The organism is Streptomyces sp. sk2.1 (assembly GCF_008120935.1).
GTDB lineage: Bacteria > Actinomycetota > Actinomycetes > Streptomycetales > Streptomycetaceae > Streptomyces.
On sequence record NZ_RDBO01000005.1, the window covers coordinates 27313 to 44098 of the forward strand.

Annotated in this window: 17 protein-coding genes; 6 read left to right on the forward strand and 11 right to left on the reverse strand. The window is 72.5% G+C overall.

Annotated elements, in window-relative coordinates; translation table 11 throughout:
* Positions 1-229: 229 nt before the first annotated feature.
* The 6 genes from EAO76_RS00360 to EAO76_RS00385 form a co-directional block, all read right to left on the reverse strand.
* Positions 230-685 (reverse strand): tellurite resistance TerB family protein, encoded by a 456-nt coding sequence (locus EAO76_RS00360; RefSeq protein ID WP_148832043.1) that lies wholly within the window; start codon positions 683-685, stop codon positions 230-232.
* Positions 686-1053: 368 nt separating this feature from the next.
* Entirely contained in the window at positions 1054-2397 is a 1344-nt protein-coding gene (locus EAO76_RS00365; RefSeq protein ID WP_262375188.1) for a cation:proton antiporter, read from the reverse strand.
* A gap of 2 nt (positions 2398-2399) precedes the next feature.
* Positions 2400-2870, reverse strand: coding sequence for a cation:proton antiporter regulatory subunit (locus EAO76_RS00370; RefSeq protein ID WP_148832046.1), 471 nt, complete (start codon positions 2868-2870; stop codon positions 2400-2402).
* A gap of 357 nt (positions 2871-3227) precedes the next feature.
* Positions 3228-4685 carry a flotillin family protein gene (locus tag EAO76_RS00375; protein ID WP_148832049.1) on the reverse strand — a complete coding sequence of 486 codons (1458 nt, stop codon included), beginning with the start codon at positions 4683-4685 and terminating at the stop codon, positions 3228-3230.
* 157 nt (positions 4686-4842) lie between these two features.
* Complete coding sequence (locus EAO76_RS00380; protein WP_148832052.1) at positions 4843-5352, reverse strand: hypothetical protein; 510 nt, start codon at positions 5350-5352, stop codon at positions 4843-4845.
* A 115-nt stretch (positions 5353-5467) separates the two neighbouring features.
* The gene (locus EAO76_RS00385) at positions 5468-5953 is read right to left on the reverse strand and encodes a peroxiredoxin (RefSeq protein ID WP_148832054.1); all 486 of its coding nucleotides are present in this window, start codon (positions 5951-5953) and stop codon (positions 5468-5470) included.
* A 187-nt stretch (positions 5954-6140) separates the two neighbouring features.
* Here EAO76_RS00385 and EAO76_RS00390 point away from each other — a divergent pair, with 187 nt between their 5' ends.
* The 3 genes from EAO76_RS00390 to EAO76_RS00400 all read left to right on the forward strand — a co-directional run bounded on the left by EAO76_RS00390 (position 6141) and on the right by EAO76_RS00400 (position 9140).
* Positions 6141-6908 carry an alpha/beta hydrolase gene (locus tag EAO76_RS00390; RefSeq protein WP_262375189.1) on the forward strand — a complete coding sequence of 256 codons (768 nt, stop codon included), beginning with the start codon at positions 6141-6143 and terminating at the stop codon, positions 6906-6908.
* Positions 6909-7002: 94 nt separating this feature from the next.
* Positions 7003-7275 carry a DUF1876 domain-containing protein gene (locus tag EAO76_RS00395; protein ID WP_148832057.1) on the forward strand — a complete coding sequence of 91 codons (273 nt, stop codon included), beginning with the start codon at positions 7003-7005 and terminating at the stop codon, positions 7273-7275.
* 164 nt (positions 7276-7439) lie between these two features.
* The gene (locus EAO76_RS00400) at positions 7440-9140 is read left to right on the forward strand and encodes a SpoIIE family protein phosphatase (RefSeq protein WP_148832060.1); all 1701 of its coding nucleotides are present in this window, start codon (positions 7440-7442) and stop codon (positions 9138-9140) included.
* Positions 9141-9263: 123 nt separating this feature from the next.
* On the opposite strand, the gene EAO76_RS00405 is transcribed toward EAO76_RS00400, so the two are convergent.
* Both EAO76_RS00405 and EAO76_RS00410 read right to left on the reverse strand, forming a co-directional pair.
* Complete coding sequence (locus tag EAO76_RS00405) at positions 9264-10112, reverse strand: GNAT family N-acetyltransferase (RefSeq protein WP_148832063.1); 849 nt, start codon at positions 10110-10112, stop codon at positions 9264-9266.
* Positions 10113-10159: 47 nt separating this feature from the next.
* Entirely contained in the window at positions 10160-11464 is a 1305-nt protein-coding gene (locus EAO76_RS00410; protein ID WP_148832066.1) for an MAB_1171c family putative transporter, read from the reverse strand.
* A gap of 72 nt (positions 11465-11536) precedes the next feature.
* Between EAO76_RS00410 and EAO76_RS45690 the strand changes: the two genes are divergently transcribed.
* The 3 genes from EAO76_RS45690 to EAO76_RS00425 all read left to right on the forward strand — a co-directional run bounded on the left by EAO76_RS45690 (position 11537) and on the right by EAO76_RS00425 (position 13307).
* Positions 11537-11821, forward strand: coding sequence for a hypothetical protein (locus EAO76_RS45690; RefSeq protein ID WP_262375190.1), 285 nt, complete (start codon positions 11537-11539; stop codon positions 11819-11821).
* A gap of 108 nt (positions 11822-11929) precedes the next feature.
* Entirely contained in the window at positions 11930-12460 is a 531-nt protein-coding gene (locus EAO76_RS00420; protein ID WP_148832070.1) for a GNAT family N-acetyltransferase, read from the forward strand.
* Positions 12461-12716: 256 nt separating this feature from the next.
* The gene (locus EAO76_RS00425) at positions 12717-13307 is read left to right on the forward strand and encodes a GNAT family N-acetyltransferase (RefSeq protein ID WP_148832073.1); all 591 of its coding nucleotides are present in this window, start codon (positions 12717-12719) and stop codon (positions 13305-13307) included.
* 124 nt (positions 13308-13431) lie between these two features.
* On the opposite strand, the gene EAO76_RS00430 is transcribed toward EAO76_RS00425, so the two are convergent.
* The 3 genes from EAO76_RS00430 to rph all read right to left on the reverse strand — a co-directional run bounded on the left by EAO76_RS00430 (position 13432) and on the right by rph (position 16714).
* Complete coding sequence (locus EAO76_RS00430) at positions 13432-13704, reverse strand: hypothetical protein (protein ID WP_148832076.1); 273 nt, start codon at positions 13702-13704, stop codon at positions 13432-13434.
* On the reverse strand, positions 13701-13976 hold the full coding sequence (locus tag EAO76_RS00435) for a hypothetical protein (RefSeq protein ID WP_148832080.1): 276 nt from the start codon (positions 13974-13976) through the stop codon (positions 13701-13703). The genes EAO76_RS00430 and EAO76_RS00435 overlap by 4 nt, the downstream gene beginning before the upstream one ends.
* Positions 13977-14116: 140 nt before the next feature.
* Positions 14117-16714 (reverse strand): rifamycin-inactivating phosphotransferase, encoded by a 2598-nt coding sequence (rph, locus tag EAO76_RS00440; protein WP_148832083.1) that lies wholly within the window; start codon positions 16712-16714, stop codon positions 14117-14119.
* Positions 16715-16786: the final 72 nt, after the last annotated feature.

Below are 16786 nucleotides of genomic sequence, written 5' to 3' on the forward strand. Positions count from 1 at the left end.
GGGAATGCGCACCCCCGGCCGGCCGGGCGCGGACCGGTGGTCGGWCGGTCCGCGGGGGTCCCGGCGGTTCGGGGGACCGGTCGGCCGGTCCGTGGGTGGCCCGACGGGCGGCCCCGGTCGGCGGGGCGGAGCCGTGCGGGCGCGGGGGCCGCACGGGGCCGGGCGCCCGCACGGGCCCGGAGGGCGTGCGGCCCCGGAGGGCGTACGGCCCGCCGGTCGTGGTCGGGCCCTACAGGTCGAACTCGTGCGGCGGGAGGTCGAGCGCGAAGCACGCCTCCCGTACGACGGCCTGCTCCGACTTGTCGAAGTCGCCGTCGGCGCCGCCGATGACGATGCCGATCTGGATGACGGCGCGCGCCTCGGCCGGCTTCTTCTTCGCCTTGGCGATCTCCTGGAGCACGCTGACCTTGCCGAAGGCGAAGTCGGCCGTGAGCTTGTTCACGTAGTCGTTGAAGCGGCGCTGGAGGTCGTCCGCCGGGAAGTTCCGCAGGACGTCGTTGCTGGTGATCAGGGCGGCGACGCGCTGACGCTCGGACGGGTCGATGGAACCGTCGGCGGCGGCGACCAGGGCGCACATGGCCATGCTCGCGTCGCGGAACGCCCCGCTCTTGAGGTCGTTCTTCTTCGCTTCCAGCTGCGACTGCATCGACGAAGCGGATTCCTTGATCCGATCCCACAGTGCCATGACGTCTCCATACGTTGCGTGTGTTGCCGGAGTGGGTTCCAATTCTACAGACGTGTAGAAGTTAGCAGGAGGGGCGTCCCCCGCGTGCCGGAACCGGTGGTGAGCATGACGCCGCGGCGGGCGCGGCGGCACAGCCGGGCGGACCCGATGGACTCGGCCGGGCCCATCGGCGACACCAGGACAACGAACCACGTCGCGACGGAGTGCCCGCCGCCCCGGAACCGCTCCACGACCTGCACGAACGGGTGATCCCGGACCCGGACTCCGAGACCGGTCCGGGCTGCGGACACCCCGCACGGCGGCGGACATGCGAATGGGGCGCGACCGGTCCGGTCGCGCCCCACCCGTGGTCCGTACGGTGTCCGGCCTCAGTCCGTGGACGAGGCGAGCCGCTCCTTCACGGGCTGTCCTTCCGCGGCCTGCGCGGCCTGCGCGGTCGGTACCGACTGTTCTTCCGCAGCCGGTTCCCGCGCCGCCGGCTCCTGTGCCGTCGGCTCCTGCGCGGCGGGTGCCGGACGGGTCGCGGGGGCGCCGCTCCTGCCGGTGTCCTCGCCCCGGCCGAGCCACGCCTGGACGCGGGTCGCGACCGGCTGGGTCCAGCGGGCGGTGAGCGGTCCGACGATGACGAGGATGAGGACGTACGCGGTGGCGATGGGGCCGATGCGGGGTTCGGTCGCCACGGCCAGACCGGCGATGACGATGGAGAACTCGCCGCGCGCGACGAGCGTCCCGCCGGCCCGCCACCGTCCGCGCTCGCCGATTCCGGCGCGCCGGGCCGCGTACCAACCGGTGCCGATCTTGGTGAAGACGGTCACGACGGCCAGCAGCGCCGCCGGCAGCAGCACCGGCGGGATCTCGGCCGGGTCGGTGGAGAGCCCGAAGAAGACGAAGAAGACGGCGGCGAACAGGTCCCGCAGCGGGGTCAGCAGCTTGCGCGCGCCCTCGGCGACCTCGCCGGAGAGCGCGATGCCGACCAGGAACGCGCCGACCGCGGCGGACACCTGGAGCTCCTGGGCCACACCGGCGACCAGGACGGTCAGTCCGAGGACCACCAGGAGCAGCATCTCCGGGTTGTCGGAGGAAACGGCCCGGCTGATCAGCCGCCCGTGCCGCAGCGCCAGGTAGAGCACGAAGCCGACGGTGCCGAGCGCGATGAGCAGCGCGATGCTGCCCCCGGCGAGGCCCACGCCCGCGAGCATCGCGGTGAGCAGCGGGAGGTAGACGGCCATCGACAGGTCCTCGATGACGAGGACGCCGAGGATGACGGGGGTCTCCCGGTTGCCGAGCCGTCCCAGGTCGGTGAGGACCTTCGCGATGACGCCGGACGAGGAGATCCAGGTGACCCCGGCCAGCGCGACGGCCCCCACGGGCCCCCAGCCGAGCAGCAGCGCCGCCACCGCTCCCGGCGTCGCGTTGAGCACGAAGTCCACGGCGCCGGACGGGTACTGGGTCTTGAGACTGGTGACCAGTTCCGACGCGCTGTACTCCAGTCCGAGCAGGAGCAGCAGCAGGATGACGCCGATCTCGGCGCCCACGGCGGTGAACTCCTCGCTGGCCCCCAGCGGGAGGAGGCCGCCGTCGCCGAAGGCGAGGCCGGCCAGCAGGTAGAGCGGGATCGGCGAGAGACCTATCCGTCCGGCGAATCGGCCGATGAGCCCGAGGCCCAGAATGACGGAGCCGAGCTCCACCAGCAGTGCGGTCGTGTCGTGCACGGTCAGCCCTCCGAGATGATGTCGGCGAGCGCGTCGACGCCCTCACGAGTACCGACGACGACGAGTGTGTCCCCGATGGCCAGCCGGAACTCCGGGCCGGGCGACGGGTGTGCGCTGTGCGTCCGCAGGACGGCGACGATCGAGGCGCCGGTCCGGGTCCGGGCCTTGGTGTCGGCGAGCAGCCGACCGCCGTACGGGGAACGCGTCCCGAGCGGGATGTGCTCGGTGACCAGATCTATGCCCTCGGTCCGCACGGCGTCGATGGGTGCGGCGTCGATGAGGTGGGCCAGGCCGGTGGCCTCCTGCGGTGTCAGGGGTACCGAGAGGAGGCATGAATCGGGGTCGTCCTGGTCGTAGAAGCCGATGAACCGACGCCCGTCGTGGTGGACGACGACGGAGATGTGCTGGCCCGACTCGGTCGTGTAGTCGTACTGCACACCGACTCCGGGCAGCGTGGTGCGGTGGGTTCCCATGGCTTCCTCCCGAGAGGTACGGCTGTTTTCGGACACGCTTGGTGATCTCTTTATCGGCGCATTACCTTATCCGGAGGTTTTCGCGGGCCTCGTGTCCCGCCACGGAACGAGACCCGACCGGACGGCACACCGCCCCGCCCCGTCCCGGACCGCGCCCCGTCCCGGATCACGTCCCGAGCCCCGGCCGGGCCCCGGCCCCGTTCCGGATCACGCCCCCGGTTTCTCGCACCCCGGACATGACAGCGCCCGAACATGACGGCATCTGGACATGACGGCACCTGGGCATGAAGGCACCCGGACATGACGGTGCCCGGCCGGTGGAGCATCGGCCGGGCACCGTCATGGTGTGGGGCCGGATCAGTCGGTGATCTCGATCTTTCCGTCGGACGCTGCGCCCTTCGCGCCCTGCGCGGGCACTTCGGCCGAAGCCGCCGGGGCGGACTCGGACTTGCCGGCCCTGAGGTTCTTCAACAGACCGGCGATGTCGACTCCCGTGGTGGAGCTGAGGAGCTCCATGCCCTGGGCGACGTTGTCCGTGACGGTGCGCGAGAGCTGGCTCGCGCCGTCCGTCGAGATCACGGTCATCTTGTCCACGGCGCTCAGCGGCTCGGACGCCTTGGCGACGACCTGCGGCAGCACCTCGACCAGCATCTGGAGCACGGCCGCCTCGCCGTACCGTTCGAAGGCGTCCGCCTTCTTGTGCATGGCCTCGGCCTCGGCGGTACCCCGCGCGGCGATGGCCGCGGCCTCCGCCTCACCCTCGATGCGCACGGCCTCGGCGAGCGCCGAACGCTGGAGCTTCTCGCCCTCACCGGTGAGCCGGGCGCGCTCGGCGGCCGCCTCGGCCTCCTTGACCTGGGCGATCCGGCGGGCCTCCGCCTCCTGCTCGGCCTGGTAGCGGGCGGCGTCGGCGGGCTTGCGGATCTTGGTGTCCAGCTCGCGGTCGGTCAGGGCGGCCTGCCGCGCCGCCACCTTCTCCTGCTCGCTGAGGATGTCCTGCTGACGGGCGGCCTCGGCGAGCGGGCCCGCCGCGTTGGCCTGGGCGGCGGCCTCGTCCGTCTGCGCCTTGATCTCGGCCTGCTTCAGGTAGAGGGTCCGCTGCGCGATCGCGATCTCCTCCTCCGCCTTGAGCCGGGCCTGCTCGGCCGCACGCCGGGCGACCGCCTCGGCGATGTCCGCCTCCTGCTTGGCGCGGGCGGCCTCCGGACGGCCGAGGTCCTCCAGGTACGAGCCCTCGGTGGTGATGTCCTGGATCTGGAAGGCGTCCAGGATCAGGCCCTGGCCGGAGAGGCTGGCCTCGGCCTCCTCCGCGACCTGGCTGGCGAACGCCGCCCGGTCGCGGATGATGTCCTCGACCGACATCCGGCCGACGATGGCGCGCAGCGCGCCGGAGAGCACTTCCTGGGTGAAGCGGACGATGCCGTCCTGCTGCTGGAGGAAGCGCTGGGCCGCGGCCCGGATCGTCTCCTCGCTGCCGCCCACCTTGACGATCGCGACGCCGTCCAGGTTGGACTTCACGCCGCGCAGGGTCACGGCGCCGCGCACGGACACCGGGATCTGCCGGCTGGACAGGTCCAGGGTGAACTTCTGCTGGACGAACGGGACCACGAAGACCCCGCCGCCGACGACGACCTTCTGGCCGCTGTTGTCGATGCTGGTGCGGCCGGTCACCGGATCCGTCGACTTCTTGCCGCGGCGGCCGGTGATGATGAACGCCTCGCTGGGACCGGCGACCTTGTAGCGGGTGATGACGGCGAGCGCGAGGATCACCAGGAGCACGATGACTCCGATGACTGCGATCACGACTGGGCTCATGGACAAGTCCCCCCTGCCTCCCTGTGGGGGCGGCAGTTCGATTCGGGCGGTACGGGCGCGGTTCGGCGCGGCGCACCGCGGGTGTATCGGTTGATCGGTCGGCGCGGGCGCGGTCCGGCGCGGCGCACCGAGGGTGTGTCGATCGGTCGGTGGACGGTCAGCGCTCGACGGGACGGACCGCGACGGAGGTGGTCGACAGCGCGGCCTCCACCCAGATCTCGGTGCCCCGTTCGACCGGAGCCGAACTCTTCGCGGCCAACTTCACGGTATGGCCCCCGAGTCGCAGCAGGACCTCGCCGTAGCCGTCGGCCGGGATGGCGGTGACGACCGAGCCCGACGTGCCGACCAGGTCGTCCCCGCGTGGTGTGGAGTCGGTCTGGTCCCGCATCAGGACTTTGCTGAACTTCCAGGTCAACAGGGCCGCGACGATACCGGCCAGACCTCCGGCGACGATCGCGGCGACCGTGCCGAGTCCGGTGGTGCCGAGCACGATCGCTCCTCCGAAACCGAGCATCGAGAGGAATCCGGCGATGACCGGCAGGGACAGGAGGCCGTCGAAGAAGCCGCCCAGGACACCCCCGAAGAGACCTTCGAGGATTCCGTCGAAGATCAGGGACAGGACGAGCAGGGCGATTCCCGCGATGCCGAGACCGAGGAACAGGGTCACGCGGTCACCTCCCCCGAACTGTGAACTCCCCCGGACGTTTCTGTCGAATCTGTCGAACTGGATGGATGGTCCCATACGGCACCGGTCGCGGACACTGCCGGAACCCGGCAGATTTTTACGGGGATTTGATGCCGGAAAGTTGCTCGGTCAGTGTGTCCAGGGACCGGTACGTGGCCCCGAGCAGCGCGACGTGTTTCCAGCGCAGCACCCCGTCGGGACCGATCAGGAAGACCGCGCGGCGCACCCCGATCCCCGGCGCGGCGACCCCGTAGGCACGGGCGGCCGTCCGGTCGGTGTCCGCGAGCAGCGGCATGCGCAGCCCGTGCCCCCGGGCGAAGGACTCGTGGCTGTCCACACCCTGTGGACTGATTCCCCAGACCTCCGCGTCGAGCGCCTCGAATTCCTCCAGGCCCGAGGAGTACGAGCAGAGTTGCCTGGTGCACACGGCCGTGTTGTCGCCCGGGTAGAACGCGAGGACGACGGCACGGCCGCGCGCGGCCGAGAGACCGAAGTCGCGTCGTTCGAAGGCCCCTTCGACGAGCACCCCGCCCGGCAGCGTGAAGTCCGGTGCGGGCAGGCCGAGTTGCGGTGACGATGCCACGTGTTCCTCCGTGGTCCGGTGCTGCGGAAGTCTTCCGGTCCATGCTCTGTAGAGCGCGCCCGGCACGGATTCGGTTCCCGCACCGGGACCGGTTTCCGGTACGGGTTCGTTGTACGGGTACGGGACCGGTTCCCGCATCATCGCCGAAGGCGCACCGGGAGGGACCGAGGCGCACCAGGAGGTACACATGACAGGCCCCCGACCGCCGTCCGCGGCCGTGCTCCTGCTGCACGGCGGCGCGGAGACGGGACTGGCCCCGCCGCCGCCCGGTCCGCTGAACCTGCCCGCCGTGCGGATGCTCCCCTTCGCACGGGCCATCGCCTCGGCCGCGGGCGGCCCCGCCGCCGACGTCCTCGTACGCACCGCCCGTTACGCCCACCGCGGCTGGAACGGCTCCCGCGAGGACCCGCTCCACGACGCCGTGCGGGCGCTGGACGCGCTGCGCCGCGAGGTCGGGGAGGAGGTCCCGGTGGTCCTGGTCGGCCACTCGATGGGGGCCCGCGCCGCCCTCCGTGCCGCCGGTCATCCGCTGGTGCGCGCGGTGGTGGGCCTCGCCCCGTGGTGCCCGGCCGACGACCCGGTCGGCCAGCTCGCCGGCCGTGACGTGGTCCTGCTGCACAGCACCCGCGACCGGGTCACCAGCCCCCGGGCCTCCCAGGACCTCACGGCCCGCGCCCGCCGGGCCGGTGCCCGTACCTGCCTGGTCGCGATCCGGGGCAGTGACCACGCGATGCTCCGGCGCGCCGGGACGTGGCACGCGCTGACCGGCCGGATCGTCACCGGCCTGCTGGACCTGGGCCCGCTGCCCGGCCGGATCGAGGCGGCGCTGCGGCTCCCGCCGGACGCCCCGGGGACCCGCGGCACCCTCGACCTGGACCGCCCGGACCACCTGGACCGACAAGGCCGCCTGGACCACCTGGGCCGATCGGACCACCCGGAGCGGCCGGAAAGGTGAGTACCCCGGGGCACGTGCGTCACCCCTGTCACGGGGGCGTTGCCGTGGTGCAGCCGTCGGGGAACGGGAGCACCCTGGTAGGGAGGTGATCGTCATGAGGACAACTGCCGGGTGGCACGTGGACATGGAATTCGAGGAGGACACCCACCGGACCCGTGCGGCCGCCCTGGTGCGGCTTCCGGACGGCAACGAGGTGCGGGCCCACGGATATGCGAGCCGCCACCCCTCCGACAAGGACCAGCCCAGGGTCGGCGAGGAGATCGCGGGGGCCAGAGCCCTCAACGAGCTGGCGATGAAGATGCTGACGAAGGCGCACGACGAGATCGACGAGGCGTCCGGCCGGACCTCGCACCCCCTCAGCACCTGAGCGGTGCCCGGCGGCCCGTACGCCCGGGGCCGGGTCCGTACCCGGCCCCGGGCGGTGCGCGGGTGCGCGGGGACGCGGCCCGTTCAGCGGATGCGCGGCGGGACCCGGCGGCCGACGATGGAGGGCCGGGCAGCGGGTGGTCCGCGCCCGCCCAGGAGGTTGACGTGCAGGCCGACGCGTACGCCGACGATCCGCCGCCTCCCGGTCCCGAGGTGCTGGCGGCCCTGGTCGGCGGGACCACGGCCGGGGTGGGGGTGCTCGACACGGGGCTGCGTTTCCTCTACGTCAACCCGGCCCTCGAACGGATCAACGGCATCCCGGCCGCGGAACACATCGGGCGCACCGTCGCCGAGGTCCTCCCGCTGGTCGACGCCGGTGAGGACATGATGCTGGCCGTGCTCGCCGACGGTAAGCCCCGTGAGATCACCTCCAGCGGGTTCACCGAGGCGACCGGCGGGGTCCGGCGGTACTGGCACGGGGCGTTCCACCGGCTGGAGACCGGCGGCCGGGTCGTGGGTCTGGCCGGGATCGTGCTGGAGGTCACGGCCTCCGACCAGGGGTGGCGCGAGCTGGAGCGGGCCCGGCGCCACATCGGCCTGCTCGACACCGCAGCCGCCCGGATCGGCACCACCCTCGACATGGACACCACCTGCGCCGAGCTCGCCGACCTCGTCGTGCCGGGGCTGGCGGACCTCGCGACGGTCGAGGTGTTCCCGCCCGACGTCGCCGCCCCGGTCCGCCCCGCCCCGCCCGGTGTGCTGCGGCTGCGCCGGGCGGCGCTGACCGCCGTGCCCGCCCTCCGCGACGAGCTGCGCGGGTTCGGGCTGACCGGCGAGTACATCGACTACCAGGAGGGCGCCGCCGTGCAGCGCTGCCTGGCGTCCAACCTGCCGGTGGTGGAGAACCTCACCGGCGACGAGCAGCTGCTGCGCTCCGCGCCCGCCCCGGAACGGGTCGCCGCCTACCGCGCCCTCGGGATGCACTCGGCGGTCATCGTGCCCGTCGCCGTGCGCGGCGGGCCGCTCGGCGTCCTCGGCCTGATCCGGTCCGGGGACTCACCGGTCTTCACCGACGAGGACGTGGTGGTCGCCCGGGAGCTCGCCGCCCGGGCCGCCGTCGACCTCGACCACGCCCGCCGGTACGCCCACGAGCACACCATCGCCCTGGAGCTCCAGCGTTCCCTGCTGTCCGAGCCGCGCCCGCCGCACCCGCACATCGAGATCGCCACCCGGTACCTGCCGGCCGACCGGAGCGTGCTGGTCGGCGGCGACTGGTTCGACGTCATCCCGCTGCGGGACGGGCGCCACCTGAAGGCGATGGGCGACGTGATGGGCCACGGGGTGGAGGCGGCCGTCGCGATGAGCCACTACCGCTCGCTGCTGCGGATGTTCGCCGACGACGAGCTGCCGCCGCACCGCATCCTGGAACGGCTGGACCGGATGGTCGAGCGGTCCGGCCTGGACCGGGCGGCGACCTGTCTGCTGGCCGTCGTCGACCGGTTCGGCGGGGCGTGCGAGATGGCGAGCGCCGGACACCTGCCGCCGGTGCTGATCGATCCGCTGACGGGGGCCAGGGTGTGCACCGAGGTGGCGGTGGGGCCGCCGCTGGGCACCGGCTTCGGCGGCTACCGCTCGACGCTGGTGGAGTTCGACCCCGGGTCGGTGCTGTTCCTGTACACCGACGGGCTGGTGGAGCGGCGCGGAGAGGACATCGACACCTCGCTCGCCCGCCTGGAGGACCTGACGATGCCCAGGAGCGGCAGCCTCGACGACCTGCTGGACGAGGTGCTCGAACGGTTCGGGCCGGGCGCCGAGGACGACATAGCGGTCCTGGCCTCGCGCACCCGCCCCCGCGCCCCCCTGTGACCCGCCGGGCACCGGCACCGGCGCCGGGCACCGGCACCGGCGCCGGGCACCGGAGAGACCCCGGCCCGCCCGTGCCGTCCCGTGGCTCCCGGCCCGTCCCGTACCTCCCGTGCCGTCCCGGGATCAGCCCAGTTCCAGGCTGGTGATGCCGAACAGCCCGTCGTGGTCGATGTCCGGCGCGGGGCCGGTGTACATCCGGGCGGTCTCGAACGACGGGGTGAGGCCCAGCCGTTCCGCCAGCCGCACGGCCGCCGGGTTGACGTCGGGCACGTCGATCGCCACCGGCGTGCCGGGATCGGTCGCCGCCAGGGCGCTGACCAGGGCCCCGGCCGTCTCGGGCGACTCGGCGTACACCGGGCCGATGCGGGACGAGGTGCGGCACGGGCGCAGCACGGCGAGCCCTCGCAGCTCCCCGTCCCGGACGGCGGCGAGCGAGGTGCGCCCGGGTCCGGCGATCCACGGGGCGAGGAAGCCGTCCCGGGCGGCGGGGAAGAACCGGCGGTCGTAGTCGGCGATCCGGTCGAAGGGGACGGCGCGGGCGTCGACGAGGGCGGTACCGGCCGGGGCGGGCAGTCCGGCCGGCGGCAGGCCCTCGTAGCGCATGTTCGTCCAGACCGGACGGAAGCCGGACTTGCGGTAGTTGGGCTGCTGGGCCACCACCCCGTCGAGGCCGACGTTGCGCCCCTCCAGCCGTGCCATGCCGGCCTGCCAGGTCTGTAATCCGTAGCCCTGGCCGCGCAGTTCGGGGCGGGTCAGGTAGAAGCCGAGGAAACCGGAGTCGGTGCCGTAGCGGACCACGGAGACGCAGGAGACCGGTTCGCCGTCGAGCCGGCCGAACAGGAAGCCGCGCGGATCGGCGGCGAAGAAGGCGTGGCGGTCGGTGAGGCCGGGATTCCAGCTCTCCTCGTGGGCCCATTCGGCCTGGAGGGTGAGGTCGTCGGCGCTCGCGGTGGTGATCTCGAAGTTCGGCACGGGGCACCCGTACCCACCGGATGCCCCGTTCAACGGTGGTTTTTCCGTCATCCACCGGTGTGCGGCGGTTGCGCGGCACCGGCACCGGCGTCCGCCTCGCGGGCGGCGTCGGCAGCGGCCCGTTCCAGCACTTGCGCCGCCCGGTCCGCCGCGACGGTCCGGTAGGCGGTGGCCACCCGCACCAGCCAGGCGACCTCGCCGTCCTGGTCGGTGGCGTGCTGGGTGTCCACCGCGGCGGCGGTCGTGGCGCCCGCGCCGTTGTTCCTGGCGGTGAGCGCCGCCTTGATCCAGTACGCCTCGGCGAGCGGACCGGCCTTCTCGGTGTCCGTGGCGCCGTCCGCCGCTGCGGCGGCCTTCGCGGCCGGGAGCAGGGTGTCGGGCACGTAGTGGCGCAGTTTCTCGACCGCGTCCGCGATGTCGGCGGCCCAGCGGTCGATGCGCAGGTCGGCCGGGGTGTCGAAGCGGGTGAGTTCCCGGACCAGCGGGGCGGGCGGGTCGAAGGGCTGCTCGGGGAAGGCGGTCATCAACTCGTACCAGAGGCCGTGCAGTTTGACCTGGGCCCGCCACAGCTTCGCGCGGCGCTGCCCCTTGCTGAAGGCGGGGATGGAGGCCCCCACGGCGAAGAAGGCGAACAGCACCACCTGCGCGGCCTCGGTGACCTCGTCGAAGCGCAGCGCGAAGGACTCGCTGGGGGTGTCCAGGACGCTGATCCACAGGAACAGGGTCCGGCTGACGGTGTAGCCGACCCCGATGAACATGGCGAACGTCATCATGCCGAGCCCCACCCGCAGATGGCGCAGCCGGGCCCCGGCGGTGGCCAGCGCCCACTGGTACGCGCAGACGGCGGACGCGGCGCCCAAGTAGAGGTAGAACACGCTCATGTACAGCGTGGCGCCCCACTGGCCGGCGTGGTCGGCGACGAAGCGGTCCGAGGGGACGGAACGGTCGACGACGGTGAAGAACAGCACCGTCAGCAGGACCAGCGTGGCGATCGACGCCTTGGCCGCCACCTGCTGGATGGCGCGGGCGAACCGCACGTGGCGCGGGACGGTCCCGCCGTCGGGGTACTGGCCGTAGATGGCGACGATGTAGCTGAGGATGGCCAGGATCGCGACGGTCGCCGTGTAGTGCTTGATCAGGACGGCGAGGTCGGTGACGGCGCTGTCGTTGAGCGCGATGCGCACGGCCCGGGTCTTGGTCCACAGGGCGGCGGCGAAGCCCGCGTAGCAGCCCCACAGGGCCCGGCGGCGCTTGTCTTCTTCGTCGCCCCACAGGGCGGCGGGCATGCGCCAGACGGCGACGGCCGTCATCAGGACGGCTATGAGGTAGCCGGCGAGGTCGAGCGGGGTCACGGCGGGTCCTTGGGGGCGGGGGCGTCATGGTGGGCCTCCCCGCCGGCGGGCCCGCCCCCGGGGAGGCCCACCATGACGTGCGGAAACTGCGGCGCAGCAGCCACCCAGGGTCCCGACGGGTCCTGGACCTGCAGCAACCAGTGCGGCTGGTCGTCCACCTCGCCCGGCCCCGCCATGACCCCGGAGATCACCACCACCAGATGCCGAGGCTGCGACGCCGAGATCCACGGCCTCAACGGCCGGTACGCGTGCGGGCTCTGCGGATGGTCCAACCACTGGGACGAGGGGCATCAACCGCTCCCCACCTGCGGCGACGCCTCCGGGAACGCCTCCGAGGACACCAACACCCTGCGGTAGCGGAGGGTGCCGGTACCTTCGGGGCACGCGGTCGGCCCGACGCGACCGGGACGGCCGTCCCGGTGGTGCGGGAGAACGGAACGGCCGCAGGAGGCGGGAGAGCGATTCATGGAGCAGCAGGACCGGAAGCAGGCCGTCGTGCGCCGCGCCGACCGTCCCGGCGACCTGGGATGGGTGGTGATGGCCCACGGCGAGGTCTACCACCGGCAGTTCGGCTGGAACACCGACTTCGAGGTCCTGGTCGCCGGGATCGTCGCCGACTACGGCGCCGGGCACGACCCGGCCCGTGAGGCGGCCTGGATCGCCGAGCTCGACGGCCGGCGCGTGGGCTGCGTCTTCCTGGTCACCGGCGACCGGCCGGAGGTGGCCAAACTGCGGATTCTCCTCGTCACCCCGGAAGGCAGGGGGCTCCGTCTCGGGACGCGCCTGGTCGCGGAGTGTCTGGCCTTCGCCCGTGCGGCGGGCTACGAGCAGGTGACGCTGTGGACCAACGACGTACTGGTGGCGGCGCGCGGGATCTACCAGGGCTTCGGCTTCGTCCTCGCCGACGAGGAACGCCACCACAGCTTCGGCCACCATCTCGTCGGCCAGAACTGGACCCTCGACCTGCGCGCCGGTACGGCGGACGGCGACGGCTGACCGCACGGCGAAGTGACGGCGGCTGACCGCATGGCGAAGTGACGGCGGCGAGCGCCTACGCCGCCACCCGGCGATCCTGCTCGCCGGCACACCCGACCCCGACCGCACCGCCCACGCCCTGCCCGCCCCGCCGACAGGCGATGGGCGGGCAACCGCGTTGCCCCGAAAACCGGTTGACCGCCCCGCGACGGGCCGCCGAGGCTTGTGCGTCACCACCACCGGCCCGGGAGAACGAGTGTCGACAATCACCTCTGCCATGTTCACGTGCCCGCTCGGCGACGACGTGGCACTGATTCCGCGTACGGTCGCGATCGCGGAGGCCCACCATGCCCTGCTGATGGCCAACTACGAGCGCCTCGCGCAGAGTGACCCGGACTACGACGTCGAGAACCCGACGACGCTCGACGAGATGCGCTCACACCTGAAGCGCCAGGGCTGTGCGTGGATCGAGGGAAGGCAGTTGCCCTTCGACATCGCGGTACGGGCGGGCCGGGACTGGCAGCTGGTCGGGGCGGTCACCTTGAGCTGCGACCTGGACATGAAGACCGGCGAGATCGGCTACTGGATCGACGCCGCGTTCGAGGGCCGGGGGCTGGTCACCAGGGCCGCCACGGCGGTCCTGGACCAGGCGTTCGGCCCCATCGGCCTGGACCGTGTCGAACTGCGGACCGGCACCGACAACGCGCGCAGCCGCGGCGTGGCCGGCCGTCTGGGGTTCACCGAGGAGGGCCTGTTGCGCGAAGCGGTGATCTTCCCCAATGGAGTACGCGACGACGACGTCATCTACGGACTCCTCGCGCGGGAGTGGCTCAAGTCCCGTGAGCAGGACGGTCCGTCGCAGCCGTAGGGGACGACCGGGGCGGACCGCCGCCGCCCCGGGTGCCTCGCCCTTCCGGGAAGGGCGAGGCCCGTGCGCGTCCGGGGCGGCGGGCCCGCGTTCTTCCGGTGGGACCGGATCGGGTCCGGGGACCTCAGTGGAACCAGACCAGGACCGGGACGCGGATCTCCTTGGCGTCCCGCATGATCATGTACTCGATGATGACCGGTTCGCCCGGGATTTCGAGGGAGTACCGGACCCCCATGTCGTCCAGCGCGTCGCCGGGCGGCCGTCTGCCGAGATCGACCGCGCCACCGACCTCGATGGCCAGGGCCCGCAGGAAGTTCGCCGTCTTCCGGCGGAGGTCGACGGGCATGTCGAGCACCGTCCGTGCCGGGATCTCCTCCGTCCAGACCGACCAGCTCACCGGGCCCCGTCCACGAACAGTTCGTCGACGGGGACCAGGGAGTGGCCGGCCTCGGCATTGGCCCGGCTCCGGGCGGCCGCGGGGGCGCGGTGCAGCATCGCCACCTTCCACCAGCGACGCATCGTGGCCGGTACGTCGCCCTCCTCGGCGGCCAGGACCTCGGTGTAGAAGCGGGCGCGCTCGGCACCGCTCAACGCGTCACCGATCGCGTTGATGGTGTGCGGGACACCGGTGACCCTGGGGTCCGCGGGGTGCTCGGGCTGAGCCGTCACAGATCTCTCCTTCGTTCTGCTGCCCCAAGTCTGCTACGCCGGGGCCCCGGCCGGGAACCGGACCGGGGCGGTCGATCCGTCCGTCGGCCGGCCGTTCATCGGTCAGTCGGTCGGCCGGGAACCGGACCGGGTGCGGTCGGTCAGGGCAGGATCTCGACGTACCCGTCGGCTCCGTGCACGCGGATCCGCTGCCCGTCCCGGATCAGCCGGGTGGCCCGCTCCACGCCCACGACGGCCGGCAGGCCGTACTCCCGGGCGATCACCGCGCCATGGGTCATCAGGCCGCCCACCTCCGTCACCAGGCCCGCGATTCCGACGAACAGCGGTGACCAGCTGGGGTCCGTGAAGGACGTGACCAGGATGTCGCCCGGTTCGAGATCGGCCTCCGCCACGTCGAGGACGACGCGGGCCCTTCCCTCGACGGTCCCCACGGAGACCGGCAGACCGGCCAGGGCACCGGCCGGCACGTCGTCGCGCCGGTACGCACCGGTGAGGGCCTCGCCGTCCGACGTGAGCACCCGGGGCGGGGTGAGCGCCCGGTACGACCGGAACTCCTCCTTGCGCCGCCGGACGAGCCGGTCGTCCACCCGGTGCGAACGCGCGGCGTCGCGGAACTCCTGGAACGTGAGGTGGAAGACGTCCTCCTCCTCGGAAAGCACACCGGCCCGCACCAGACGCCCGGCCTCCGCCAGCAGGGCCTGCTTGTAGATGAAGTAGCGGCTGACGATGCCGTACTTCGGGTACTCCCGGTACCCGATGAAGGTGCGGACCCGGTCGATCATCCGCTTGGTCTCCTCGGCCTTCCGGTCCCCGTCCGGCAGGGCCCGCAGGCGTGACAGCACCTCCTGTTCCTTCTCCCGCGCCTTCCGCCGCCCCTGCTCGAAGCGCTGTTCGGCGGCGCCCGGCCCGAAGTTCCTGACGTTGTCGAGGATCAGGGGCACGAGCGTGTCGGGGCGTTCGCGCCAACGCGGCCTCGTGATGTCGATCTCGCCGACGCAGCGCATGCCGTACCGGTCGAGGTACGCCTCCACGGCGTCGCGTGCCTCGGGCCCGCCCGCGAGCTCCGCCAACCCGTCGAGGAAGTCCTCGCCCCGGACGTCCTGGAGGAACGCCACCACCTCCGGCCACGGGCGGATCACGTCCGCGACGTCGAGCAGCGCCAGGCCCATCTCGGACGTGATGTTGTCGGGGGCGGACAGGGTGAGCGTGTCAGCCGCGTTCTTCTCGCCCAGCCATTCCCACAGCTTGTCGTTGAGCCACCAGGTGGCCTCCATCCCCGCCATGATGACCTGCATGCTCAGCGGGTCGCCGAGGACCCGCTTGTGCTCCTCGAAGGCCTCGGTCAGGAAGTCGAACAGCTCCGGCCCCGTCTTCGTCCGGATGTCGCGCTCCAGGGCGGCGACGGACGCCCGGCTGCGCCCGATCAGTTCGGTGACGACGGCCGGATCGGTCCCGACCGGGGCGGACGCGCCGTCGCCCGGCAGCCCGCCGGGTTCCGTGTCCGGGAGCGACGGGACGAAGTCGTCGCGGTCGAGGACGGTTTCCAGGGCGTCCCTGACCAGCGGATCGCCCTTTCCCAGCAGGTCCAGGAGCCCGGCGCGGCTCGCGGGCGAGGCCAGGCGCCCGGTGACGTCGACGAACAGCCTTCCCCCGGCCTCGTGCATCGGCACCATGGCCGTCGCCCGCCACACGGAGAGGCCCAGGGGCTTCATGGCGTCGGTCATCATCTGCTGGTGACCGACGGAGACATAGACGTGCTTCTCCCGGTCGTCGCGCTCGGGGACGGGGAACAGCGTCGTGATCGGCCGGCTCTGGACGATCCGGAAGCCGTCGTCGACCAGGCACCACTCGATGTCCTGCGGGCGGCCGAAGTGCGCCTCGATCCGCCGCCCCGCCCGTACGAGCCGCACGGCCTGCTCATCCGTCAGCGCGGGCCGCTCCTGCTGTCGCGGGTCGATCTCCACTTCCCGCGTGCCGCCGGTCGGCAGGGCCTGGACCGCGCGCTGTTTGGCGGCGATCGTCCTGGTGACGACTTCGCCGTCCCGCACCGTGAAGACGTCCGGGTTCACCAGGCCGGAGACCAGTGCCTCGCCGAGACCGAAGCCGGCGTCCACGGTGGCGGTCCGCCGGTCGCCCGTGACGGGGTCGGCCGTGAACAGGATGCCGGACGCGTGCGGGAAGACCATCCGCTGCACGACCACGGCCATGTGGACCGTACGGTGGTCGATGCCGTTGCGCCGGCGGTAGGTCACGGCCCGCTCGGTGAACAGCGAGGCCCAGCACCGGCTGACGTGCCGGAGGATCTCCGCCGGTCCCACGACGTTCAGGTACGTGTCCTGCTGGCCGGCGAAGGAGGCCGTCGGCAGGTCCTCCGCCGTGGCACTGGACCGTACGGCGTAGGCGGCCCGGTCGCCGTGCCGGGCGAGCGCGCGGGTGATCGCCGACGCGACGTCGTCCGGCACGGCGGTTTCCTCGACGGCCCGGCGGATCTCCGCGCCGAGCACGCGGGTTCCCTCCCGGTCGTCCGGGTCCAGGCGCGCCAGCCGGTCGAGCAGATCGTCGATCGACGGCGTCCTCGCCATGATCAGCCGGAAGGCTTCCGTCGTCACGCAGAAGCCGTCCGGAACGTCGATGCCCTCGATCCGCGACAGCCCGCCCAGGTGCGCGCCCTTGCCGCCGACGGTCTCGATCCGGGATCCGTCGATCTCCTGGAGGTCCAGCACGTACTGCTCGGTCACCGCGACACCTCCGCCGGGCCGGTCCCGTTCCGCCGCACCACTTCACCGGCCGCCCGGACCACCGGCGCGACC